General features: G+C 70.9%; 21 protein-coding genes and 1 riboswitch. Of the genes, 12 read left to right on the plus strand and 9 right to left on the minus strand.

Annotated features, from left to right (window positions below):
- Positions 1–85: 85 nt before the first annotated feature.
- From LXT21_RS13775 to LXT21_RS13785, 3 genes are read left to right on the plus strand one after another with little or no spacing between them, the layout of a single operon-like run.
- The gene (locus tag LXT21_RS13775; RefSeq protein ID WP_254038609.1) at positions 86–1,279 is read left to right on the plus strand and encodes a sensor histidine kinase; all 1,194 of its coding nucleotides are present in this window, start codon (positions 86–88) and stop codon (positions 1,277–1,279) included.
- Positions 1,254–1,967: a response regulator gene (locus tag LXT21_RS13780; protein WP_254038610.1), complete on the plus strand. Its 714-nt coding sequence runs from the start codon at positions 1,254–1,256 to the stop codon at positions 1,965–1,967. The genes LXT21_RS13775 and LXT21_RS13780 overlap by 26 nt, the downstream gene beginning before the upstream one ends.
- Positions 1,964–3,070 (plus strand): ATP-binding protein, encoded by a 1,107-nt coding sequence (locus LXT21_RS13785; RefSeq protein ID WP_254038611.1) that lies wholly within the window; start codon positions 1,964–1,966, stop codon positions 3,068–3,070. Before LXT21_RS13780 ends, LXT21_RS13785 begins: the two co-directional genes overlap by 4 nt.
- A gap of 26 nt (positions 3,071–3,096) precedes the next feature.
- Here LXT21_RS13785 and LXT21_RS13790 read toward each other — a convergent pair whose 3' ends face one another.
- The 6 genes from LXT21_RS13790 to LXT21_RS13815 all read right to left on the minus strand — a co-directional run bounded on the left by LXT21_RS13790 (position 3,097) and on the right by LXT21_RS13815 (position 9,854).
- Positions 3,097–5,034 carry a M56 family metallopeptidase gene (locus LXT21_RS13790; RefSeq protein WP_254038612.1) on the minus strand — a complete coding sequence of 646 codons (1,938 nt, stop codon included), beginning with the start codon at positions 5,032–5,034 and terminating at the stop codon, positions 3,097–3,099.
- Positions 5,034–5,426, minus strand: a complete 393-nt coding sequence (locus tag LXT21_RS13795) for a BlaI/MecI/CopY family transcriptional regulator (protein ID WP_046714442.1) — start codon at positions 5,424–5,426, stop codon at positions 5,034–5,036. The genes LXT21_RS13790 and LXT21_RS13795 overlap by 1 nt, the downstream gene beginning before the upstream one ends.
- A gap of 105 nt (positions 5,427–5,531) precedes the next feature.
- A complete protein-coding gene (locus LXT21_RS13800) occupies positions 5,532–6,956 on the minus strand; it encodes a sigma-54-dependent transcriptional regulator (RefSeq protein WP_254038613.1) in 1,425 nt (474 codons plus the stop codon).
- 16 nt (positions 6,957–6,972) lie between these two features.
- Positions 6,973–7,473, minus strand: coding sequence for an OsmC family protein (locus tag LXT21_RS13805; RefSeq protein WP_254038614.1), 501 nt, complete (start codon positions 7,471–7,473; stop codon positions 6,973–6,975).
- A 119-nt stretch (positions 7,474–7,592) separates the two neighbouring features.
- Positions 7,593–8,999: an SLC13 family permease gene (locus LXT21_RS13810; RefSeq protein WP_254038615.1), complete on the minus strand. Its 1,407-nt coding sequence runs from the start codon at positions 8,997–8,999 to the stop codon at positions 7,593–7,595.
- Between the two features lie 423 nt (positions 9,000–9,422).
- Positions 9,423–9,854 carry a CBS domain-containing protein gene (locus tag LXT21_RS13815; RefSeq protein ID WP_254038616.1) on the minus strand — a complete coding sequence of 144 codons (432 nt, stop codon included), beginning with the start codon at positions 9,852–9,854 and terminating at the stop codon, positions 9,423–9,425.
- A 217-nt stretch (positions 9,855–10,071) separates the two neighbouring features.
- A riboswitch (TPP riboswitch) is annotated at positions 10,072–10,182 on the plus strand.
- A 48-nt stretch (positions 10,183–10,230) separates the two neighbouring features.
- Between LXT21_RS13815 and thiC the strand changes: the two genes are divergently transcribed.
- Entirely contained in the window at positions 10,231–12,105 is a 1,875-nt protein-coding gene (gene thiC / locus LXT21_RS13820; RefSeq protein WP_254038617.1) for a phosphomethylpyrimidine synthase ThiC, read from the plus strand.
- Between the two features lie 163 nt (positions 12,106–12,268).
- A complete protein-coding gene (locus LXT21_RS13825) occupies positions 12,269–12,634 on the plus strand; it encodes a DUF4870 domain-containing protein (protein WP_254038618.1) in 366 nt (121 codons plus the stop codon).
- A 91-nt stretch (positions 12,635–12,725) separates the two neighbouring features.
- Here the strand turns inward: LXT21_RS13825 and moaA are convergent, their stop codons facing one another.
- The 3 genes from moaA to thiO form a co-directional block, all read right to left on the minus strand.
- Complete coding sequence (gene moaA, locus LXT21_RS13830; protein WP_254039104.1) at positions 12,726–13,733, minus strand: GTP 3',8-cyclase MoaA; 1,008 nt, start codon at positions 13,731–13,733, stop codon at positions 12,726–12,728.
- 64 nt (positions 13,734–13,797) lie between these two features.
- Positions 13,798–15,039, minus strand: a complete 1,242-nt coding sequence (locus tag LXT21_RS13835) for an HD-GYP domain-containing protein (RefSeq protein ID WP_254038619.1) — start codon at positions 15,037–15,039, stop codon at positions 13,798–13,800.
- A gap of 168 nt (positions 15,040–15,207) precedes the next feature.
- Entirely contained in the window at positions 15,208–16,326 is a 1,119-nt protein-coding gene (gene thiO, locus LXT21_RS13840; RefSeq protein WP_254038620.1) for a glycine oxidase ThiO, read from the minus strand.
- Positions 16,327–16,628: 302 nt separating this feature from the next.
- On the opposite strand from thiO, the gene hisG reads away from it, so the two are divergent.
- From hisG to hisF, 7 genes are read left to right on the plus strand one after another with little or no spacing between them, the layout of a single operon-like run.
- Positions 16,629–17,489: an ATP phosphoribosyltransferase gene (gene hisG / locus LXT21_RS13845; RefSeq protein WP_254038621.1), complete on the plus strand. Its 861-nt coding sequence runs from the start codon at positions 16,629–16,631 to the stop codon at positions 17,487–17,489.
- Entirely contained in the window at positions 17,489–18,796 is a 1,308-nt protein-coding gene (gene hisD, locus LXT21_RS13850; RefSeq protein WP_407666987.1) for a histidinol dehydrogenase, read from the plus strand. Before hisG ends, hisD begins: the two co-directional genes overlap by 1 nt.
- Complete coding sequence (locus LXT21_RS13855; RefSeq protein WP_254038622.1) at positions 18,793–19,833, plus strand: pyridoxal phosphate-dependent aminotransferase; 1,041 nt, start codon at positions 18,793–18,795, stop codon at positions 19,831–19,833. The genes hisD and LXT21_RS13855 overlap by 4 nt, the downstream gene beginning before the upstream one ends.
- On the plus strand, positions 19,830–20,423 hold the full coding sequence (gene hisH / locus LXT21_RS13860) for an imidazole glycerol phosphate synthase subunit HisH (RefSeq protein ID WP_254038623.1): 594 nt from the start codon (positions 19,830–19,832) through the stop codon (positions 20,421–20,423). The genes LXT21_RS13855 and hisH overlap by 4 nt, the downstream gene beginning before the upstream one ends.
- The gene (locus tag LXT21_RS13865) at positions 20,420–21,136 is read left to right on the plus strand and encodes a 1-(5-phosphoribosyl)-5-[(5-phosphoribosylamino)methylideneamino]imidazole-4-carboxamide isomerase (RefSeq protein ID WP_254038624.1); all 717 of its coding nucleotides are present in this window, start codon (positions 20,420–20,422) and stop codon (positions 21,134–21,136) included. The genes hisH and LXT21_RS13865 overlap by 4 nt, the downstream gene beginning before the upstream one ends.
- Positions 21,133–21,669 (plus strand): imidazoleglycerol-phosphate dehydratase, encoded by a 537-nt coding sequence (locus LXT21_RS13870; RefSeq protein WP_254038625.1) that lies wholly within the window; start codon positions 21,133–21,135, stop codon positions 21,667–21,669. Before LXT21_RS13865 ends, LXT21_RS13870 begins: the two co-directional genes overlap by 4 nt.
- Positions 21,669–22,430, plus strand: coding sequence for an imidazole glycerol phosphate synthase subunit HisF (gene hisF / locus LXT21_RS13875; protein ID WP_254038626.1), 762 nt, complete (start codon positions 21,669–21,671; stop codon positions 22,428–22,430). Before LXT21_RS13870 ends, hisF begins: the two co-directional genes overlap by 1 nt.
- The last annotated feature ends 125 nt before the right edge of the window (positions 22,431–22,555 follow it).

Raw genomic sequence — 22,555 nt, forward strand, 5'->3', positions numbered from 1 at the left:
CCGGACCCGCTGCGGGCTGGCGCGTTGCTTGCTGCGGAGTTCCTCGTCCGATGTGGGGCGAGCGGTTAAGGTCCGCCCCGAAACCATGGCGGAAACCTTGTTCGAGGAGCTGAAGCGGTACGTGGGGTTCGGAGCGCGGGACGAGCTGTCACTCGTCGGCCTCCACGCCCTCGCGAAGCCGCACTTCCCCCGCATCTCGCGCGTCTTCTACGACCGCATCCTGGAGCACGAGGGCGCCCGCCAGGCGCTCGAGGGCGGCGAGAGCCAGGTGGGCCACCTGCGAGGCACGTTGCAGGTGTGGATGGACCAACTGCTGCGCGGCCCGTGGGATGAGGCGTACTTCGCGCTGCGCTGCCGCATCGGTCGCATGCACGTGCGCATCTCCCTGGAGCAGCACTACATGTTCGGCGCGATGAACGTGCTGCGCCAGGAGCTCAACGCCATCATCGACACGACATTCACCACCCAGCCCCAGGTGCTCCACGACACGCGCGCCGCGCTGGGCCGCATCCTCGACCTGGAGCTGGCCATCATGCTCCACACCTACCGCGAGGATCTGCTCGCGCAGCAGGCGCGTACGGAGCGCCTGGCCACCTTCGGTCAGCTCGTGGGCTCCATCGGCCACGAGCTGCGCAACCCGCTGGGCGTCATCGAGACCTCGCTCTACATCCTGCGCAACCGCCAGGGCGCCACGGTGGACGAGCGCACCGCCAAGCACCTGGACCGCATCGGCGAACAGGTGGGCATCGCCAACCACATCGTCTCTGACCTGCTCGACATGATTCGCGACCGCCCCCTCCAGCGGCAGGAGGTCTGGCTGGACGAGGTCTGGCAGGAGGCCCTCAAGGCCGTGGTCCGTCCCGAGGGCGTCCGCGTCAGCGCGGAGGGTCTGGTGTCCCTGCCCGCGGTGCACGGCGACGCGGGGCAGTTGCGCCAGGTGTTCGTCAACCTGCTGGAGAACGCGGTGCAGGCGCTCGAGGAGTCCGGCGGGGACGTCTCCCTCCAGGGTTCGACGAGCGACGCGGGCCACGTGGAGCTGGTGCTGGAGGACTCGGGGCCCGGCCTCAGCGAGGCCATCCGCGAGCGCCTCTTCGAGCCGCTGATGACCACGAAGGCGCGAGGCATCGGCCTGGGCCTGCCGCTCGTGCGCCGCATCCTGGAGCGGCATGGCGGCTCCATCTCCTACGCGCCCCGGGACGGCGCGGGCGCCCGGTTCGTGATTCAGCTCCCCAAGTCCCCCGAGGAGGGCACGCGTGCGACGCTACCTCCTGCTGGATGACAACCAGGCGTTGGCGGAGAACCTCGCCGAAATCCTCCGCGACGAGGGCCACCAGGCCACCGTCGTCTCCACGGGCGACGAGGCCCTGCGCGCGGTGGGCGTCACGCGCTTCGACGCGCTGGTGACGGACATGCGCATGCCGGGCATGAGCGGCGCGGATGCGGTGCGCAGCATCCGACGCGTGGACCCGGGCATCGCCACCGTCGTCATGACGGCCTATCCCCGCGAGGACGACCTGGAGACGGCCCGGCGCGAGGGGCTGCTCGCGGTGCTGCCCAAGCCCGTGCCCATCTCCACGCTGATGGAGCTGCTCGCCAACGCGCGACGCGACGGGCTGGTGGTGGTGGCCGAGGACGACCCGGCGCTCAGCGACAACCTCTCCGAGCTCCTGCGCGAGCGGGGCTTCTCCTGCGTGACGGTGAGCTCCGCGCTGGACACGGAGCTGCTCTCCTGCGCGACGCCCTTCGCCGCGCTGGTGGACCTGCGCATGCCGGGGGGCCCGGACGGCGAGGCGCTGCGTCGCCTGCGCGCGCGCTTCCCCCGTCTGTCCACCTTCGTCATGACGGCCTGGCCGGACCTGGCGTTCCTCGGTGAGGGCGTGGACGTCTACGCCAAGCCCTTCGACACCGGCGCGCTCATGGGCGCGCTGGAGACCGCGCACGCCGCGCGCCCCGTGCCCTCTCCATGACCGAGCCCAACGCCCAATCCCCCGCGCGCGTCCTCGTCGTGGATGACAACGCGGCGTTCCTGGACAACCTCGATGAGTTGCTCGGCGACGCGGGCTACGTGGTTCACGCGGCGTCGACCTGTCGGGGCGCGCGGGAGAAGGCCCGCGACGGCTTCGACGTGGCGCTGGTGGACCTGCGCCTGCCGGACGGTGACGGCACGGCGCTGGCCGCGGAGCTGAAGGAGGGCGCGCCGGATTCGGAGGTCGTGCTGCTCACCGGCTTCGCCACGTTGGAGACGGCGGTGGCGGCGGTGCGCGCGGGCGCGTGCGCCTATCTCATGAAGCCCTGCGCGCCGCGCGAGCTGCTCCTGACGCTGGAGCAGGCGATGCGGCAGGTGCGCCTGCACGCGGAGAAGCGCGAGCTGGCCCGGCGCGCGCAGGTGACGGAGAAGCTGGCCGCGGTGGGGACGATGACCGCGGGGCTGTCCCACGAGATTCGCAACCCGCTCAACGCCGCGGCCCTCCAGCTGTCCGTGCTGGAGCGTCGGGTGCGCAGGTTGCCGGACCACCAGCAGGGCACGTTGCTGGAGCCGCTCTTGCTCGTGCGCGACGAGATTCGCCGGTTGGACCACATCCTGGAGGACTTCCTCCAGTTCGCCCGGCCTCGCGAGTTCCGCCCCGGCTCCGTGGACGTGAAGGCGCTGGTGCGCCGCGTGGTGGACCTCCTGAGCAGTCAGGCGGAGACGCGCAAGGTGTCGCTGACGCAGGTGGTGCCGGAGTCGAGCCTGCCCGCGCTCTCCGGTGAAGAGGAGCGGCTGCGGCAGGTGCTCATCAACCTGTGCCTCAACGCGCTGGAGTCCACGCCCGCCGGCGGCCACGTGACGCTCACGGTGGGCACCGAGGACACGCGCGTGTGGCTCACGGTGGACGACACGGGCTCGGGCGTCCCGGAGGCGATGAGGGACCGCATCTTCGAGCCCTTCTTCACCACCAAGGCGCAGGGCTCCGGGCTGGGGCTGCCCATCGTCCACGCCATCGTCACGCAGCACGGCGGGACGCTGGAGGTGGGCACCGCCCCGAGCGGCGGCGCCCGTTTCCTCTTGCGGCTCCCGGTGGCGCGCTAGGACGACGCGCCGCCGGAGGCTCCACTTCAGAAGCCGGCGACGGGCGGCCTCACCACGCTGGAGGCGGAGACGCTCGCGCAGAGGATGCAGGCGCTCTGGTTGGAGCCGTCCGCGCGCGTGCCGGGCTTGTCCGCGCTGGCGAACTGCTGGTCCCTGCCGCCACCGGGCTCGTTGGTGAACCAGATGTCGAACTCGTAGTGCACGGGCACCGGCTTGCCGTCGAGCGTGGCGGGCGCGTAGCGCCACGTCGTCAGGGTGCGGATGACGCCCTCCTCCAGGCCGGAGAGGCTCTGCAGCGACTTGCAGTTGGTGACGCTGCCCTCGGCGGTGATGGTGCACCGGGTGACGATGGCGCCCTTGGGCACGGCGGAGATGCGCGAGCGCAGGTTCTGGGTGATGTCCTGGAAGGCGAGCCGCTGCCCGGACACGAAGCGGGGCGGGGTGATGCCGGGCCCCAGCGAGAAGACGCCGTCGTCCTCGGGCTGGGGGCGGGGGGGCGTCGGCGCGGCGGGCGGCGTCGCGGCCGGAGTGAGCGCGGGGAGCGCCGCGGTCATCACCTGCATCGAGATGCTGTCGTGCTCCACCTGCGCTTCGTCCACCGGGGCCTGGTCCACCGGCGCCGTGTGGCCCTGCGCGGCCACGGCCTCGGAGGGGACGGTGGGCTCCACGTCGAGCGGGTAGGGCGTCCTGGGAAGCTGCGTGCGCGCAATCCCCTGCGTGTCCGGGATGAGCAGCGGCCGGGGGCTGCGCTCGCGCGCCGGCCGGGGCGTGGAGGAGACCTTGTGGAGCACGCGCGTCGAACGGCTGGACGGCTTGGTGGTCAGGTCGAGCGGGAGGATGCGGGGCGCCGGAGCCACCAGGGGCCGATGCACGGGCGGCGTGACTTCCGTGAAGGCGCGCTCGTGCGTCGCCAGCGGTGCCACATCCAGGGCCTGGGGCGCCACGGCCATCGCCGTCAGCGGCACCTGCGAGGAGCCCAGCGCGACGGCCAGCGCCGCGCCACCCAGTCCACTCACCAGCCTCCACGAGCGACGCGGCGCCCGCGCGTCGGGGACCGCCAGGAGGCGCCGGATGCGGCCCAGCAGCGAGCCCCCATCCGCGCCCAGGGCGAGCAGGGCGGACGGCGGCGCGCGCAGTTGCTCGATGTGCGCCAGCGCGCGGGCATAGAGGACCGCGTCGCCGCACGACTGCACGGCCTGGTCATCGGCGCAGTGCTCGCGCTCCTCGCGGATGCGGTGGGACAGCCACCAGACGGCCGGGTGGTAGAACAAGAAGGTCTCCACCAGCGCCTGGAGCAGGTTGACCAGGTAGTCGTGCCGCTGGATGTGCGCGAGCTCGTGGGAGAGCACCGCCTCCAATTGCTGGGGCGACAGCCCGGTGATGGCCCCCGCGGGCACGAGGATGAGCGGACGCCACAGGCCGATGACCTGGGGTACGTCGATGCGCGTGGACGCCATCAGCCGCACGGGACGCGACATCCGCAGCTTCGTGAGCGCGCGCTCCATCGCCTCGCGCCAGACGCTGTCGGGCTCGCGGGTGTGCAGCCGCGACAGCCGCTGCGCCGCGTACCAGGAGACGAGCGTCCGGGCCGACAGCAGCAGCACGCCGACACACCATGCCGGCAGCAGCCAGGGCCGCAGCAGCTCCAGCCAGGTCACCGTGACCTCGGCCGTGGGCGCGAGGTCCGCCACCACGACCTCCCGGGCCACCGCCGCCGCCGGGGCGAGCACCTGGGGGGAAAGGCCTGTCGACAACGCGGCGACCGGCGCCTCCATGAGGGTCCTCAGGAAGGTCACCAGCGGCAACACCGCCATGGTCGCGAGCCCCAGGCACGCGACGACATAGCGCCCCTTCGCCGAGCGGCGCGACATCATCGCCAGCAGCCCCGCCACGACGAGGGCCACCGCGCCGCCCTGCCAGACGAAGTCGATGAGGGCCCGTTCCAGCGCGTCCAGCACGTGCATCACTTCCCCCGCCTCTCGTGCTCGTCCAGCAGCTTCCGGATCTCCGCCAGCTCCTGCGCCGAGGCCCGCTTCATCGACAGGGCCTGGGCGACGACGCTCGACGCGGAGCCCCCGAAGGCGCGGTCCATCAGGTCGCGCAGCAGGTCGCGCTGCGTGCGCTTCTGGCTGAGGGCCGCCTCGTAGACGTGCGTGCGCTCACTCTCGTCGCGCTGCACCAGCCCCTTCTCCGTCATGTTCTGGAGGAGCTTGAGGACGGTGGTGTAGCCGGTGTCCTTCTCCTGCGTGCCTCGGAGGGACTCATGCACCTGCCGCACGGTGCTGGGCCCCAACTGCCAGAGGACTCGGAGGATGGCCAGCTCGGCGCGCGTCGGCTGCGGTGGAACGGGCGTCATTCGGGAAAGTATTACGACGTGTGTCGTATCTGTCAACGACGCACGTCGTAGATGCCCGGGGCGGGACACCGCGTCAGCGGGAGGAGGGGTGTCCCGGGCCGGGGGTCAGGACTCCGCGGCCAGGTCCGGGCCGGTGGGCTCGTCGCCGTCGAGCCGGGCGGGGGCGCCGTCCGACTGGGCGCCGTACTCCTTGAGGCGGTACTGGATCTTGCGCACGCTGATGCCCAGCACCTCCGCCGCGCGCGAGGTGGAGCCCTGCACCATCTCCAGCGTGCGCAGGATGGCCTCCCGCTCGATGGCGGCCAGCGTGGCGCCGGGGATGAGCGAGCCCTGGCTGGTGCCCGAGGGCCGGGGGCCTCTCAGCACCGGGGGCAGGTCATCGGTGGTCAGCTCCTGACCCTGGGTGAGCACCACCGCGCGCTCGATGGCGTTCTCCAGCTCACGGATGTTGCCCGGCCAGTCGTGCGCGAGCAGGGCCTGGAGCGTGCCCGGGGCCAACCCCCGGACCTGCTTGCCGTAGGAGTCGCCGTACTTCTCCAGGAAGTGGTTCACCAGGGCGGGGATGTCGCTCTTGCGCTCGCGCAGGGGCGGGAGCGTCACGCTGACGACATTGAGCCGATAGTAGAGGTCCTCGCGGAAGCGGCCCGCCTTCACCTCCGCGGCCAGGTCGCGGTGCGTGGCCGCCACGATTCGCACGTCCACCTTGAGCGTCTGGGTGCCGCCCACGCGCTCCAGCTCGCGCTGCTGCAGCACGCGCAGGAGCTTCACCTGGACGGTGGGGGAGATCTCCCCGATTTCGTCCAGGAACAGCGTGCCGCCGTCGGCCAGCTCGAAGCGGCCCTCCTTGCGCGCGATCGCGCCAGTGAAGGCGCCCTTCTCGTGGCCGAACAGCTCGCTCTCCAAGAGGCTCTCGGACAGCGCGGCGCAGTGCACGCGGATGAAGGGCTTGTCGCGGCGGGGCGACTCCTGGTGCAGGGCCTGGGCGATGAGCTCCTTGCCCGTGCCGGACTCGCCGAGGATGAGCACCGTGGCGCGCGTGCTGGCCGCGCGGCGGACGACGTCGTAGATGCCCTGCAACTGCGGCGACTCGCCGATGATGTCGTGGAAGCGCCGCACGCGGGTGCGGACCTGGTCTCTGAGCGCCTCCGCTTCCTGGCGCAGGCTGCGCTTCTCCAGCGCCTTGGACAGGGTGACGAGCACCTGGTCCGCGTCCAGCGGCTTGAGCAGGAAGTTGTCCGCGCCGGACTTCATCGCCTCCACCGCCATCTCCACGCTGGCGAAGGCCGTCATCATCACGAACGTGGCGTCGCTGCCCTGCTCGCGCGCGGCGCGCAGCAGGCTCAGGCCATCCATCTTCGGCATGCGCACGTCGGTGAGCACCACCGCGGGGGAGAAGTCCGCCACGCGCGCGAGCGCCTCGGCGCCGTCGGCGGCCTCGGCCACGTCGTAGCCCTCCTCGTTCAGGATGGTGGCGATGGCTTTGCGGGCGTTGTCCTCATCGTCGACGACCAGGATGCGCTGTGCGGACATAGGCGGGGGCTCGGGGTCAGGGGAGTGCGAGACTCTGGGTTTCGCGAACGACGGGGCGGGCGGCGCGGGCATGCCACGTCTCCACCACGGGCTCGATGCGCGGGGATATCTGGATGACGGAGCTGGGGAAGCAGTGCGCGGGCAGCTCCGAGAAGATGCGGCGTACCACCTCTGCCTCCGAGTCGGTGGCCACGGCGACGTGGGGGCGGACGATGATGTCGGTGAGGTGCGGCGTCTGGCCGGGGCTCGCCACCAGCCGGGCCACCGCGCAGCTCTGGTAGAAGAGGATGGACACCTCGGCCTCGCGTGCCCGCTCGAGGAAGGCCAACAGCGTGCGGCCCTCGACGGCGCCCACCAGCAGCGTCTCCGGGGCCCAGCGGCCGGCCTCCATCGCTCCGGGTTCCACCAGGGGCAGGCCGATGGGGACGGGGGGCGCACGGTCGCTCGTCAGGACGGCGCCGTGGTCGCCTTGCCAGTAGAGGCGCGTTTCGTACTCTGTGACGGTAACGGATGTCATGGGCGTTCCTTCCGCCAGGCCCTGTGCCGGCATTGCCCTTTCAACCCGTGTGCCGCGACGGTGCTTCATGGTGGACCCAGACTTCGCCCTGGAGTCCTGGCGGTGCGGGCGAGGGTAGCTCATGGCAGCCCGAAGATTCGCAGGACAAAGGGGCCTGTCGCGCTGACCAGCAGACAACCGGCCACCATGAGGGGAAGTCCCAACCGCAGCAGCTCCGAGGTCTCCAGTCCCTCTCCCGCGGCCATGGCGTTGGGAGGTGTGCTGATGGCGAAGGGGATGCCGAACGCGCACCCCATGGCGACGAGGATGGGCGTGGACGCGGAGGGCTCCACGCTGAGCGCCAGCGGCATGAGGAGCGCGGCGGTGCCGGTGTTGCTCATCAACGCGGACAGCGCCGCGGCGACGACGACGAGCGCGCCGAGCCGGGCCGCCTGGGGCCACGTCTCCAGGCTCGCGCCGTCGAGCGCATGGGCCACCAGGCCCGAGTGCTCCAGCAGCTTCCCCAGCGCCAGTCCCCCGGCGATGAGCAACAGCGTGGACCAGTCGAGCTTCTTGAGGTCCTCGCGCTCGAGCAGACGCGTACCGAAGAGCAGCGCGGTGGCTCCCAGGGCGACCACGGGAGCGGGCACGCCGTGCACGGGCTCCGACAGCCAGGCCACCACGCAGGCGGCGCTCACCCAGAGCACCCGTCGGCCGCGGCCGTCCAGCGAGCGCGTGACCTGTGCGGGCAAGGTCAGGGTGTCGCCCAGGCGGAAGCGCAGCAGCACCAGGCCGAAGCCGAGCACCAGCATGAGCGCCGTGAGAGGCAGGGCGAACGCCATCCAGCCCGCGAAGGTGACGTGCGCGTAGGCGCTCGCGGCGGACACCGCGAGCGCGTTGGGGCCGCTGCCCACGGGTGTGGCCATGCCGCCCAGGTTCGCGCCCAGCGCCACGCCCGCGAGCAGCGCGGGCCGCAGGGACGTGCCTGGAGCCGAGGCGAGCAGCACGGGACGGAGCGCCGCGAGCATCATCGCCGCCGCGGCGACGTTGGACATCCACATGGAGAGGAACGCCACGCCGCCCATCACGAACAGGAGCAGCCGCCGGGGGCGTCCGCGCGACAGGCGCACCACGTGGCCCGCCACCGCCGAGTCGAGTCCGTGACGCATGGCCGCGACCTCGAGCGTGAAGCCGCCCAGGAAGAGGATGAGCACCGGGTCCGCGCACCAGGTGAGCACGGACGCGAGTGCATAGTCCTTTCCCAGCGGGCCGAGCACCACGGGCGTCGCCCCGAGGAGCAGCAGCGTGGGGACGAACGGCGGCACCAGTTCGGTGAGCCACAGGACCAGACAGACGCCGGCCACCAGCACCGTGCGCGACGCCACCTCGCCCTGCCCCCCGAACGCGGACAGCCACGCCACCGCACCGAGCCCCACCAGCGCCAGCGCGGGCCGCACCCAGCGGCGCCCAGGCGGCGAGGGCGCCAGGTCGGGCGAGGGGGAGGTGAGGGCCTCGGCTTCACGCATCGAGGCGAGGGGAGCGTTCATGGCGGCGGGCAGTGGCGCGGCGGAGCAGGGGCCTGCGTCGAGGGCGCGTTCGTGTCGGGGTTCAGTGCTGCGGTCGAGTGGGGCGCTGCGTCCGGGCCGCGTTCATGTTGGGGACCCGCGATGCGGTGGAGAGGGCGCTCTGCATTCGGGAGACGCGTTCGTGTCGGGGTTCAGTGCTGCGGTCGAGCGGGGCGCTGCGTCCGGGCCGCGTTCATGTTGGGGACCCGCGATGCGGTGGAGAGGGCGCTCTGCATTCGGGAGACGCGTTCATGTCGAGGCCTTGGTGCAGTGCGGATTGGGCGCCTCTTGCGTCAGGAGCACGTTCGTGGCGGAGGTCCGCCGATGCGAGGACGCTTCGTCCTGGTCGGAAGCTGCTCGGCGGGACGAGTCGACGAGGGACCGCGGTCCCTCGTCAAAAGAGGCTCAGGCGTTGAACTCGCGCGCGAGCTCGCGGCGGTCTTTGTCCTCGATGAGGTGTTGCGCGTAGCGCACCAGGTCCGCCTCGGTGATGAGGCCCAGGAGCGTGCCGTCGCCGCTCACCACCGGCAGGCAGCCGAACTTGTTGCGCAGCATCATCACCACCGCGTCGCGCAGGGACGCCTCGGGCCCCACCGTCGTCACCTCGCGCGTCATGATGTCCGCGGCCCACAGCGGCTGGGCGGCTGGATCATTCGCGCTCGTGGCCGCCGCCCGCAGCAGGTCGCGGTGGGTGATGAGCCCCACGAGCTTGCCCTGGCGCACCACGGGCAGGTGCCGGATGCGGTGCAGCCGCAGCAGCTCTTCCGCCTTGCCCAGGTTCTGTGTTTCCTTGAGCGTGACCACCTCACGTGTCATCAGCTCTCCGACGATTTGCATGGGGCGCTCTCCAGGTGAGGGGGGATGCCGGGAGTCATTGCAGGACGGGGGCCAGCCCTGGTCCCCTCGGGACACGGTGATTGCGGCCCGTGGCGCGCGCAAGGTTTGCGCGTCGAGGGGGCGCCCCGCATTCCTTGCGCCCGACTGTTCGCCGGGCCGCGCCGGCCTCCGCCCCCAGGCCGGGTTGAACCCCGTCTCCATGTGCGCTAGATGCTCACCCAGTCGCTAGGGGTGCCCCTTGGAAGGGGCTGAGACGGCCGCGCGGCGCGGCCAACCCTTGGAACCTGAACCGGGTCATACCGGCGGAGGGAAGCGGCCCGAAGCCTCCTTCCGTGGGGCTTCGTCTGCCTTCCCGCCCGTCCTCGAGGAGAGAGAGATGAGCGGAGCATCCAAGAGCCTGAAGGTCGATGGGAAGGTGTTGGAGGGCATCAGTCGCGGCCCCCTCCCGGCCTCCCGCAAGGTGTACGTGAGCGGGGAGCTGCACCCGGACGTCCGCGTCCCCCTGCGCGAGATTTCGCAGACGCCCACGCGGCACGGCCACGGCCCTGACGCGCGGCAGACGCCGAACCCCGCGGTGCACGTCTATGACTCCAGCGGCCCGTACACGGACCCGGAGGCGGACATCGATTTGCGCCGGGGGCTGGCGGCGACGCGCGAGGCGTGGATTCAAGCGCGCGGCGACACCCACGAACTGGAGGGCATCACCTCCGAGTACGGCCGTCAGCGTGAAGCGGACCCGCGCCTGTCGGGCCTGCGCTTCGGCCACCGCCGCAAGCCGCGCGTCGCGCGGACGGGCAGCAACGTCACCCAGTTGCACTACGCCCGGCGCGGCGTCATCACCCCGGAGATGGAGTACGTGGCGCTGCGCGAGAACCTGCGCGTGGAGGCGTCGCTGTCCGCGCAGCACCCGGGACACTCGTGGGGCGCGTCCATCCCGCGCGTCATCACCCCGGAGTTCGTCCGCGACGAGGTCGCCCGGGGCCGCGCCATCATCCCCGCGAACATCAACCACCCGGAGCTGGAGCCGATGATCATCGGCCGCAACTTCCTGGTGAAGATCAACGCGAACATCGGCAACTCCGCCGTCACGTCCTCCATCGAGGAGGAGGTGGAGAAGATGGTGTGGTCCATCCGCTGGGGCGCGGACACCGTGATGGACCTGTCCACCGGCCGCAACATCCACGAGACGCGCGAGTGGATCCTCCGCAACGCGCCGGTGCCCATCGGCACGGTGCCCATCTACCAGGCGCTTGAGAAGGTGGGCGGCAAGGCGGAGGACCTCACGTGGGACATCTACCGCGACACGCTCATCGAGCAGGCCGAGCAGGGCGTGGACTACTTCACCATCCACGCCGGCGTGCTGCTGCGCTACGTGCCCCTCACCGCGAAGCGCCTCACGGGCATCGTCAGCCGAGGCGGCTCCATCCTCGCCAAGTGGTGCCTCGCGCACCATCGCGAGAACTTCCTCTACACGCACTTCGAGGAGATCTGCGAGATCATGAAGGCGTACGACGTCAGCTTCAGCCTGGGTGACGGGCTGCGGCCGGGCTCCATCGCCGACGCGAACGACGCGGCGCAGTTCGGCGAGCTGGAGACCCTGGGCGAGCTGACGAAGATCGCCTGGAAGCACGACGTGCAGACGATGATCGAAGGCCCGGGGCACGTCCCCATGCACCTCATCCAGGAGAACATGACGAAGCAGCTCGCGGTGTGCGGCGAGGCGCCGTTCTACACCCTGGGGCCCCTGACGACGGACATCGCGCCCGGGTACGACCACTTCACCAGCGGCATCGGCGCCGCGATGATTGGTTGGTTCGGCACCGCGATGCTCTGCTACGTGACGCCCAAGGAGCACCTGGGGCTGCCGGACCGCGACGACGTGAAGGAAGGCGTCATCACGTACAAGATCGCCGCCCACGCCGCCGACCTGGCCAAGGGGCACCCGGGCGCCCAGGCGCGCGACAACGCCATGTCCAAGGCCCGCTTCGAGTTCCGCTGGGAGGACCAGTTCAACCTCTCCCTGGACCCCGAGCGCGCCCGCGCCTTCCACGACGAGACGCTCCCCGCCGAGGGCGCCAAGGTCGCCCACTTCTGCTCCATGTGCGGACCCCAGTTCTGCTCCATGAAAATCACCCAGGAGGTTCGCGACTACGCCGCGAAGACCGGAGTCTCCGACGACGCCGCGTTGGGGACGGGGATGGAGGCGAAGGGGGAGGAATTCAAGAAGGCGGGCAGCGAGTTGTATCGCTGAGCAAGAAACCCGGAATCGAGGGCGTCAAACGACGCCGCGCCTCACCTGTCCGAGACGTGACAATCAGAGTGTGTGCATGCCATGGTAGGTGGGCATGGGCGCGGTGTTCGCGCCCTCGATGATCGGGAGGGGAGACTTCGTGGAGACTCCGCCGAGGGAACAAGTGGGTTCGTACATCACCGGCACGCCGATGCCGACCCAGGACGAGAAGACGATGGCGCTGATTGCCCATATGGGCACCATCCTGGGCAACTTCGTGGGACTGGGTTTCGCCGTTCCGCTGGTGCTGATGCTGACGAAGGGCAAGGAGTCGTCCTTCATCCGTGAGCACGCGGTGGAGTCGCTGAACTTCCAGATCACCATCTTCATCGCCGCGGTGGTGGCCTCCATCACCCTGTGCGTGGGCATCGGCTTCGTCCTGCTGCCCCTCGTCGGCGTGGTGGCGCTGGTGTTCTCCATCATCGCCGGCCTCAAGGCGAACGAGGGTCAGCTGTACAAGTACCCGTTCGCCATCCGGTTGGTGAAGTAGTCCAGCACGGGCTCCCACGGGAGCCCTGGTTGCACCCGGGCGGGCCATGCGCGAGTCGCGGGCCCGCCCGTCGTGTTCCTGGGGTGCGGCCTCAGCCGCCGATGCCCATCATCGACAGCAGCGTGGCGCCGTTGCCGGGCTCGGTGAAGCGGTGGCCCTCCGGCTTGTCGCCCAGCGCGGCGCGGATGGCGCGCGCCAGCTCCACGTCGGTGGCGCCTCCACGGATGAGCTGGTGCAGCGGCGCCTGCGCGCGTCCTCCGAGGCAGCTCCTCAAATCCCCGTTGGAGGCCACGCGCACGCGATTGCAGCCGCCGCAGAAGTTCTGGGTGAGCGGTGAGATGAACCCCACGCGTCCCCCCGGCGCGCGCCAGTACCGCGCGGGTCCGGAGGTGATGGAGTCCGCGGCCGCGCCCGTCTCCTCGGGCTCTGGCGACAGCGCGAGGCCCTCGCCGCGCAGCCGCTCGATGAGCTCCGCGGTGGGCACGGGCTTGCCCTGTCCGAAGGGCATCAGCTCGATGAAGCGCGGGGTGAGGCCTCGCGCGTGTGCGTACTCCACCAGCGCCCGGGCCTCGTGGTCGTTCACCCCGCGCATCACCACGACGTTGAGCTTGAGCGAGCCGTAGCCGACCTGGGCCGCGCGGTCGATGCCGGCCAGCACCGCGTCGAAGTCACCCTGCTTGGAGATGCTCCGGAACGTCTGGGCCGACAGCGTGTCCAGGCTGATGTTGAGCTGGTCCACCCCCGCCTCGCGCAGGGGCGCCGCCAGCGACGCCAGATGGCTGGCGTTGGTGGTGATGGCCAGGTGCTGGATGCCGGGGATGCTGGCGATGCGCCGGGCCACCTCCAGGATGTCCGGGCGGATGAGCGGCTCGCCGCCCGTCAGTCGCACGCGGCGGATTCCCAGGGCCGCGAAGAGGGAGGCGATGCGCCCGAGCTCCTGCGCGTCGAGCAGGTCCTTCTTCCCGCCCCACGACGCCGGAGAGCAGTACGTGCAGCGGAAGTTGCAGCGGTCCGTGATGCTCAGCCGCAAATACGTCATGCGGCGCCCCTGCGCGTCCAGCAGGGGCGGAGCGAGTGGATCCGTGGGGAGGGCGGGCATCGTCACGGGCGGCCTGACCTCGTAACAGCCGACTCGCGGCTGTTCATCTCATTCCCCGACGGGCTCAGCCTTCGCTGCCCGTCGCGGAGCGGATGGCGGTGACCTTCGGCTCGGTCGACTCCGCCGTGTTCGAGCGCGGGGGGGCGGGGACGGTCTCCAGCTCGTCGTCCAGGTCCGTCAGGCGGGCGAGCTCCGCCTCGGCTTCGTTCGCCTCCTGCTCGGCCACGGGGAGCTGGAGCTTCTTCTTCTTCATCTCCTCCTTGATGTGGATGAGCCCTTCCTCGCCGATGTCGAGGAACGCGCGCACCACCTCCGGATCGAACTGCGTGTTCGCGCAGCGGCGGATCTCCTGGATGGCGTTGGCGAACGTCGTGCCCTTGCGGTACGGGCGGTCGCTCGTCATCGCGTCCAGCGTGTCCGCCACGGCGAAGATGCGCGCGCCGACGTGGATCTCCTGCCGCGACAGGTTGCGCGGATAGCCCGCGCCATCCCAGCGCTCCTGGTGCGACAGGACGATGGCGGACGGCGTGGACAGGAACGGGATGGCCTGGATCATCTGGAAGCCGATCTCCGGATGCTTGCGCATCTCCAGCCACTCGTCCGGCGTCAGCTTGCCCGGCTTGAGCAGCACCGCGTCCGGCACGCCAATCTTGCCGATGTCGTGCAAGAGCGCGCCGCGGCCGATCTCCTCCAGCTCCTTGCCCTGGATGCCCATGCGCCCGGCGATGGCGGACGTGTAGCTGACGACGCGCTGCGAGTGGTCGCTCGTCTCGTGCTCACGCGCGTCCAGCGCGGCGACCAGGGCGAGCAGCGTGTTCTGGTAGGTGTTGGCGATGTTGTGCAGCGCGCTTCTCAGCTCCGCCGTGCGGTCGCGGACCTTGCGCTCCAGCTTCTTCTGGTAGCGCTTCCGGGCCATCTCGATGCGGCGCTTGGCGAGCGCCCGCTCGATGGCTCGGATGAGGTCCGTCAGCTTCGGTGGCTTGAGCAGGTAGTCCACCGCGCCACGGCGCAGACAGTCCACCGCGGACTCCGTGTCCCCATAGCCGGTGAGCATGATGACGGACGTGTCCGGCAGTCGCTCCCGCAGGTTCTCCAGGAGCCAGAGGCCGTCCTTGCCCGGCATCTTCATGTCGCTGATGACGAGCGGGGTGTCCTCTTCGCCCGCCACGTCCAGCGCCATCTCGGCGCCGCTCGCGACGACGCAGTTGTAGCCCTCTTCACGCAAGAGGACCGAGATGACGTCTCGCACGGAGTCGTCATCGTCGACGATGAGGATTCGGGGTGGTGCAGGGGGGATGGCTTCCACGGCGGGAGATTCTAGAGGTTTCCGGGTTTCAATGGCGAATGCGTCAGGGAAATTACCACCTTCCTCCACTTGCAGGTTGACAGTCCAGTGCGGCGGTCCAGAAGGCGACCCTGGAAGGCAGGGCGAGCAGGCGGGCGGAGCCCTTCGGGCAGGTGGGATGCGAGGCGCTCAGGCGCGGGCCCGGACGCCTCCTCGATCATAGCGGAACGGAGCGAGGTCCAGGGTGGTGCGCTCCCCGAGGACCGCCTGGGCGACGAGCTTCGCGGTGATGGGGGCCAGGAGGATGCCGTTGCGGAAGTGTCCGGTGGCGAGGAAGAGGCCGGGCGTGGGCCCCTCGCCCAGGTAGGGCCGCTTGTCCTCCGTCCAGGGACGGAAGCCGGCCCACGTCTCCGTGATGGGCGCCGAGCCCAGCTCCGGACACAGCTCGAGGGCCATGTCGAGGATGCGCGCCAGCCCCGCCGCGGTCACCTGCTTGTCGAAGCCCACCAGCTCCATGGTGCTGCCGGCGATGACGCGCCCGTCCGCGCGCGGCACGACGTAGCCCTTCTCCGAGGTGAGGACGCGCTGCAGCAACGGCAGGCGCGTCTGGAGCTGGATCATCTGCCCGCGCGCGGGGCGCACCGACTTCGCCTCCACGCCCGCGCCCTGGACCAGTGAGGACCACGATCCCGCGGCGAGGACGATGGCGTCCGCGCGCAGCACCTCGCCATCCAGGTCCACGCCCACCGCGCGGCCGTCCTCGTGGACGATGCCGCGCACATAGCCGCTGCGGAACTCGGCGCCCACGCGCGCGGCGGCCATCGTCAGCGCGCGCACCAACAGCCGGTTGTCCACCTGGTGGTCGTCCGGGAAGTGCGCGGCGGCCACGGCCTTGGCGGACAGCTTCGGCTCGAGCGCTCGGGCCTGCGCTCCATCGAGCAGCTCCGCGCGCAGGCCCATGCCGCGCTGCCACAGCACGGTGGCCTCCAGGTGATGGACGGCGGTGTCGGCGAAGGCGACCTTGAGGATGCCGCAGGGCTGGTAGGCGATGTCCACGCCGGACAGCTCGCGCAGCTCCTCCGCGAAGGCGGGGTAGAGGCCGCGGCTGCGCAGGCACAAGTCGAGGAAGGGGCCCGGACCGTCCGACTCCATCTGGGGCGCGAGCATGCCCGCGGCGGCGCTGCTGGCCTCCGCGCCGGGGATGGAGCGTTCCAGGACGGTGACGCGCGCGCCCGCCTGCCGCAGCCGCAGCGCGATGCCGCAGCCCATGATGCCCCCGCCCACGATGATGACGTCCGAGACTCGCATGGCCTTGCTTCCTGCTCGCCCCGTCGAGGGTTTGCAAGCGACATGACGCAGGCCGAGTTGACGGCGGGGCACCTTTGCCATTACTGATGGAGCCGTGCGTTTCTCTTCCGTGCATCCCCATCATGCGCATCATCGGCTCGGCCCCGACGGGACCGTTCGCCATGCGCATGCCTGGGTGAGCCACTAGACGCACCACCCTCCCGGCACCTGCCGCAGCGACCGAAGGCCCGTCCCCCCCGGACGGGCCTTTTTTCGTTTCCGCGCGGCCACCCTTCCCCCGCAGTCCCCCGCAAGGTCCACCCATGTTGCTGAAGATCGCTCTTCCCAACAAAGGCCGCCTCTCCGAAGAGGTCCGTGAGCTTTTCAACGATGCGGGCCTGGAGGTCCGGGCCCGAGGAGACCGCGCGCTCACCGCGTCGCTCGGCGGTGAGTTCGAGGCCATCTTCGTCCGCGCGCAGGACATCCCGGAGTTCGTCGCGGACGGCGCGGCGCATGCGGGCGTCACCGGCTGGGATTTGGTGAACGAGGCGGGCCGCGAGCTCGAGCACCTGATGGACCTGGAGTTCGGCCGCTGCCGGCTGGTGGTGGCCGCGCGCGAGGAGAGTGGAATCAGCCACGCCAACGACGTGCGTGACGGCATGCGCGTCGCGTCATGCTTCCCGCGTCTGACGCTGGACTACTTCGCGCGCCGGGGGCAGAGCGTCACGGTGGTGCCCGTCTCGGGCGCGGCGGAGATCGCGCCGCACCTGGGCATCGCGGACATCGTCGTGGACCTGACGTCCACCGGGTCCACGTTGAAGATGAACGGCCTGCGCGAGGTGGCCACCGTGCTGGAGTCCAGCGCGCGGCTGGTGGCGTGCCGGACGAACGTGCCGGAGGCGCAGCGGAAGCTGGACGAGTTGAAGCTCGCGCTCGGCTCGGTGCTCGCGGCGCGGGGCAAGCGCTACCTGATGGCGAACGTGCCGAAGGACGAACTGCCCCGGGTGCGTGAGGTGTTGCCGGGGCTCAACGGTCCCACGGTGGTGGACGTGCTGGACGGAGGCCGCTTCGTCGCGGTGCACGCGGTGGTGCCGGCGAAGACCATCTACCGCACGGTCAACGCGCTGAAGACGCTGGGCTGCGAGGGCATCCTCGTCACGCGCATCGAAAGGCTGGTGGCGTGATGATGTCGCTTCCTTCGTTCCTGCGGTACCGGGGGCCGCTGGCCAGCCTCTCGCGTCAGGACCGCCAGCGGTTGTTGGAGCGCGGTGGGGATGTGGACACGCGCATCGCCGCGCGGGTGCGTGAGCTCATCGCCCGGGTCCGGTTGGATGGGGACTGGGCGCTGTTCGAGATGGCGCGGCAGTTCGACCGGGCGGAGCTGTCCGCGTTGGAGGTGCCCCGCGCGCGCTGTGAGGAGGCGCTCGCGTCGTTGGAGCCCTCGGTGGCGCGGGCGTTGGGGCGCGCGGCGCGCAACATCGCTCGGGCCCACGAGGCGCAGAAGCCTCGCGCGGTGGAGGTGGAGACGGAGCCGGGGGTGTTGGTGGGACGCAGGCCAGACCCGCTGGGCCGCGTGGGCGTGTATGCGCCCGGTGGGCGCGCGGTGTACCCGAGCAGCGTGTTGATGGGCGTGGTGCCCGCGAAGGTGGCGGGGGTGGGGGAGGTCATCGTCTGCTCGCCGCCGGGGCCGGATGGCTTGCCGCACCCGAGCGTGCTGGCCGCGGCGGTGCTCGCGGGCGCGGACCGGGTCTTCGCGTTGGGCGGCGCGGGCGCGGTGGCGGCCATGGCGTACGGCACGGAGAGCGTGCCCCGGGTGGACCGAATCGTCGGGCCGGGCAACGCGTACGTGGCGGAGGCCAAGCTCCAGGTGGTGGGCGCGGTGGCCATCGAGGCGCCGGCGGGACCGAGTGAAATCCTCGTCGTCGCCGACGAGACGGCGAGTCCCGAGGCGGTGGCGCGGGAGATGCTGGCGCAGGCCGAGCACGACCCGGATGCCGCGTGCGTGACGGTGGCGCGAGGCGAGGGGGTGGCGGAGGCCGTCGCGGAGCAGGTGCGTCGGTTGGCGGAGGACGCGAAGCGGCAGGAGATCGTCGCGGCGGCGCTGCGCTCACGGGGCGGGGTGCTGAGCGTCGCCTCGCTGGAGGAGGCGTGGCCCTTCGTGGCGGACTTCGCGCCAGAGCACCTGCTGCTCGCCACGGCCGCGCCCTCCGCGGACCTCGCGCGGGTGCGCAACGCGGGCACCGTCTTCCTCGGTGAGCGCTCCTCGGTGGCGTATGGCGACTACATGACGGGCTCCAATCACGTGTTGCCCACGGCGGGGCTGGCGCGGGCGTACTCGGGGCTGAACCTGCTCGACTTCTACCGGTGGACCACCTACCAGCGCGTGGAGCGCGCCGCCTCCGAGGCGCTGGCGGAGGACGTGGGGCTGCTGGCCGACAGCGAGGGCCTGTTCGCGCACGCGGACGCCGCGCGGGCCTGGAGGGGCGCATGATTCCCCTGCGCGAGTCCTTCCGGGACATCCCGCTGTATTCACCGCCGAAGCGGCCGTGTCGCGTGGACCTGAGCGACAACACGAACCTCTTCGGCGTGCCTCCCGCGGCGGAGCGGGTGCTGCGCGAGTCCCGTCCGGAGGCCCTGTCCCGCTACCCGCGCGGCTATGCGCCGGACTTGCGGAACGTCCTCGCGTCGAGGCTCGGTGTGGGGGCCGGGTGCGTGACGACGGGCTGTGGCTCGGACGATGTGTTGGACAGTGCGCTGCGCGCGTTCCTGGAGCCGGGCGAGGTGCTCGCGTTCCAGGACCCGACGTTCGTGATGATGCCGTTGTTCGCGAAGGTGAACGGCTTGAGGACGGCGGCGGTGCCGCTGCGCGCGGACTTCGACGTGGACCCGGAGGCGCTCTTGGCCACGGGGGCGAAGGTCATCTACCTGTGTTCACCGAACAACCCCACGGGCACGGTGCTGTCCCGCGCGGCGGTGGAGCGCGTGGTGGAGCAGGCGCCGGGCGTCGTCATCATCGACGAGGCCTACGTGGAGTTCTCCTCGGAGCCGGGCTTCATGGACCTGGCGCGCACGCGTGAGAACGTGCTGGTGACGCGGACGTTCTCCAAGGCCTACGGGCTCGCGGGCATGCGGGTGGGCTGGGGCGTGGGCAGCGCGGCGCTCATCGCGGAGGTGGAGAAGGCGCGCGGACCGTACAAGCTCACCACGCTGGCGGAGTCGATGGCCGTCGCCGTCCTGTGCGAGGACGCGAGGTGGGTCGAGGTCCAGGTGGTCGAGGCGAGGAGGAATCGTGAACATCTCCGCGCCGGGTTGATGGCGATGGGGCTGTCGCCGCTGCCCTCCGAGGGCAACTTCCTGATGGTGCCGATACCGGACGCGCTGGGGGTGGCTCAGCGGATGCGTGAGCGGGATGTGAACGTGAGGGCCTTCCAGGGGCTGACGGGCGTGGGGGATGCGCTCCGGATCGGCAGTGGACCGTGGCCCATGCTCGAGGCGGCGCTCGCGGCGCTGCGGGAGTCCTTGCGATGAGAGTCACCCTGTTCGATTACGGCGCTGGAAACCTGCACTCGCTCTCGAAGGCCCTGGCCATGGAGCCGGGAGTCGAGGTCCACGTCGAGGAGGACCCTCGAAAGGCCGTGGACTCGGACGTGCTCGTGCTGCCCGGCGTGGGGGCGTTCGGCCTGGCGGCGGCGCGATTGGCGCCGGGACGGGACACGATGCGGCTGGCGCTGGAGCGAGGGCTGCCGTGCCTGGGCATCTGCCTGGGCATGCAGCTGCTGTTCGACTCGAGCGATGAGGGCGCGGGGAAGGGGCTGGGCTACTTCGCGGGCCACGTGCAGCGGCTCGCGGCACGGCGGGTGCCGCAGATGGGCTGGAACCAGGTGGACGAGGACAGCACGTTGTCCGGGGCGAAGCTGGACACCGTGTACTACGCGCACAGCTTCGTGTGCCGCGTGGCGGACCCGTCGCTCGTCACCGCGTGGACGACGCACGAGGGGGACCGCTTTCCGGCGGCGGTGCGTCGGGGGAAGGTGGTGGGCGTGCAGTTCCACCCGGAGAAGTCGTCGGCCTCGGGTGTGGCCTTCGTGCGGGCCTTCCTTCGGGAGGTGCGCTCATGAGGGCCATCCCCGCCATCGACCTGCGCGAGGGGGCCTGCGTGCAGCTCGTCGGAGGCTCGTATGACGCGGAGCGGGTGCGAGTGGAGGACCCGCTCGATGCGCTTCGTCACTGGCGCGGCTTCGGCTTCCGCTCCTTTCACGTCGTCGACCTGGACGCGGCGCTGGGGCGTGGCTCCAACGCTCAGGTGGTGTCGCGACTCACGTCGCACGAGCCGGGGCTCGCGTTCACGGTGGGCGGTGGTATCCGGGACACCGCGCGGGTGACGGCGCTGCTCGAAGGCGGTGCCTCGGGGGTGGTGGTGGGCACGCGCGCCATCGAGGACGCGGGGTGGTTGGCGGAGGTGACGGAGCGCTTTCCGGGACGTGTGGTGGTGGCGGCGGACGTGCGTGGGCGGGAGGTGGTGACCCGAGGGTGGACGGCGGGGAGTGGCAGGACGCTGGAGCAGGTCCTCGCGGCGCTGGAGCCGTTGTCGCTCGGTGGGCTGTTGGTGACGGCGGTCCACAAGGAGGGGCAGTTGGAGGGCGTGGACCTGTCGCTGATGCGCGAGGTGGTGGAGCGCAGTCGGCACCGGCTCTACGCGTCCGGAGGCGTGACGACGCTGGACGACCTGCGCGCGTTGGCCTCGGTGGGTGCGTACGGAGCGGTCATCGGAATGGCGCTGTACACGGGACGACTGGATGCGCGCGCGGTCGCGCGGGAGTTCGCGGAATGACCACCGTCACTCGGGAGACGAAGGAGACGCAGGTCCGCGTGGAGGTGTCGCTCGGGCGCGGGGTGACCCAGGTGGACACGGGGCTCGTGTTCTTCGACCACATGCTCGCGACCTTCGGGCGCTACGCGGGGCTCGACTTGAAGCTGCATGCGCGGGGCGACCTCAAGCACCACGTGATGGAGGACGTGGCGATCACATTGGGGACCGCGGTGCAGCGGGTGATTCCCGCGACGGCGGCGCGCTTCGCGGAGCGGACCATCCCCATGGACGACGCGCTGGTTCAGGCGTGCCTGGATGCCGGAGGGCGCTTCTTCTACGAGGGCCCGTTGAAGAACCGGCTGTACGAGCACTGGATGCGCTCGTTCTGCGAGCACGCGAAGGTGACGCTGCACCTGCGGGTGCTGCGCGGGAAGGACCGTCACCATGTGACGGAGGCGGCGTTCAAGGCGCTGGGGCTCGCGCTGCGGGACGCGATGGTGGACGGCGGCACGGTGTTCAGCATGAAGGGCTCCGTGGCCCTGGAGGTGACGTGATGCTCACGCGACGACTCATCGTCTGCCTGGATGTGAAGGGGGGGCGGGTGGTGAAGGGTGTCCGCTTCGAGGGGCTTCGCGACGTCGGAGACCCGGTGGAGCTGGCGCGGCGCTACGAGCAGGAGGGCGCGGACGAGGTGACGTTCCTCGACATCTCCGCGAGCGCCGAGGAGCGCGAGACGCTCTGGGACCTGGTGCGACGCACCGCGGAGCGGCTGTTCATCCCGCTGACCGTCGGTGGCGGCGTGCGCACGGTGGAGGACGTGGGTCGGGCGCTGCGCGCGGGGGCGGACAAGGTGAGCATCAACTCCGCGGCGGTGGCTCGGCCCGAGCTGCTCACCGAGTGCGCCGAGCGCTTCGGAGCACAGTGCGTGGTGGCGAGCATCGATGCTCGCAAGGAAGGGGAGCGCTACCGCGTCTACACGCATGGAGGGCGAAGGCCCACCGAACTGGACGCGGTGACCTGGGCCCAGGTGTGCGTGGCCCGTGGGGCAGGGGAGGTGCTGCTCACGAGCATCGACCAGGACGGCGCGCGCTCGGGCTACGACCTGGAGTTGACGCGGAGGGTGGCGGAAGCGGTCGACGTGCCCGTCATCGCCTCGGGTGGCGCGGGCAGCGCGGAGCACGTGCGAGACGGGCTCACGCGAGGTGGCGCGGACGCGGCGCTGGTGGCGGGCATCCTCCACGATGGGCTCACCTCGGTGGGCGCCATCAAGTCGCTCCTGCGCGCGAGCGGCCTGCCGATTCGGAGCACGCCATGACTCATGGGCGACGCGGCCGATTGAACCGCGCGAGCGCCGCGCAGAACAGGACGCACTCCATGACACGACGTCGTCGCGGCTTGACGGGTGCGCAGGAGGCCCGAGGGATTCCCGCCGGCGGAGGT

The organism is Myxococcus guangdongensis, assembly GCF_024198255.1.
GTDB classification, from domain to species: Bacteria; Myxococcota; Myxococcia; order Myxococcales; family Myxococcaceae; genus Myxococcus; species Myxococcus guangdongensis.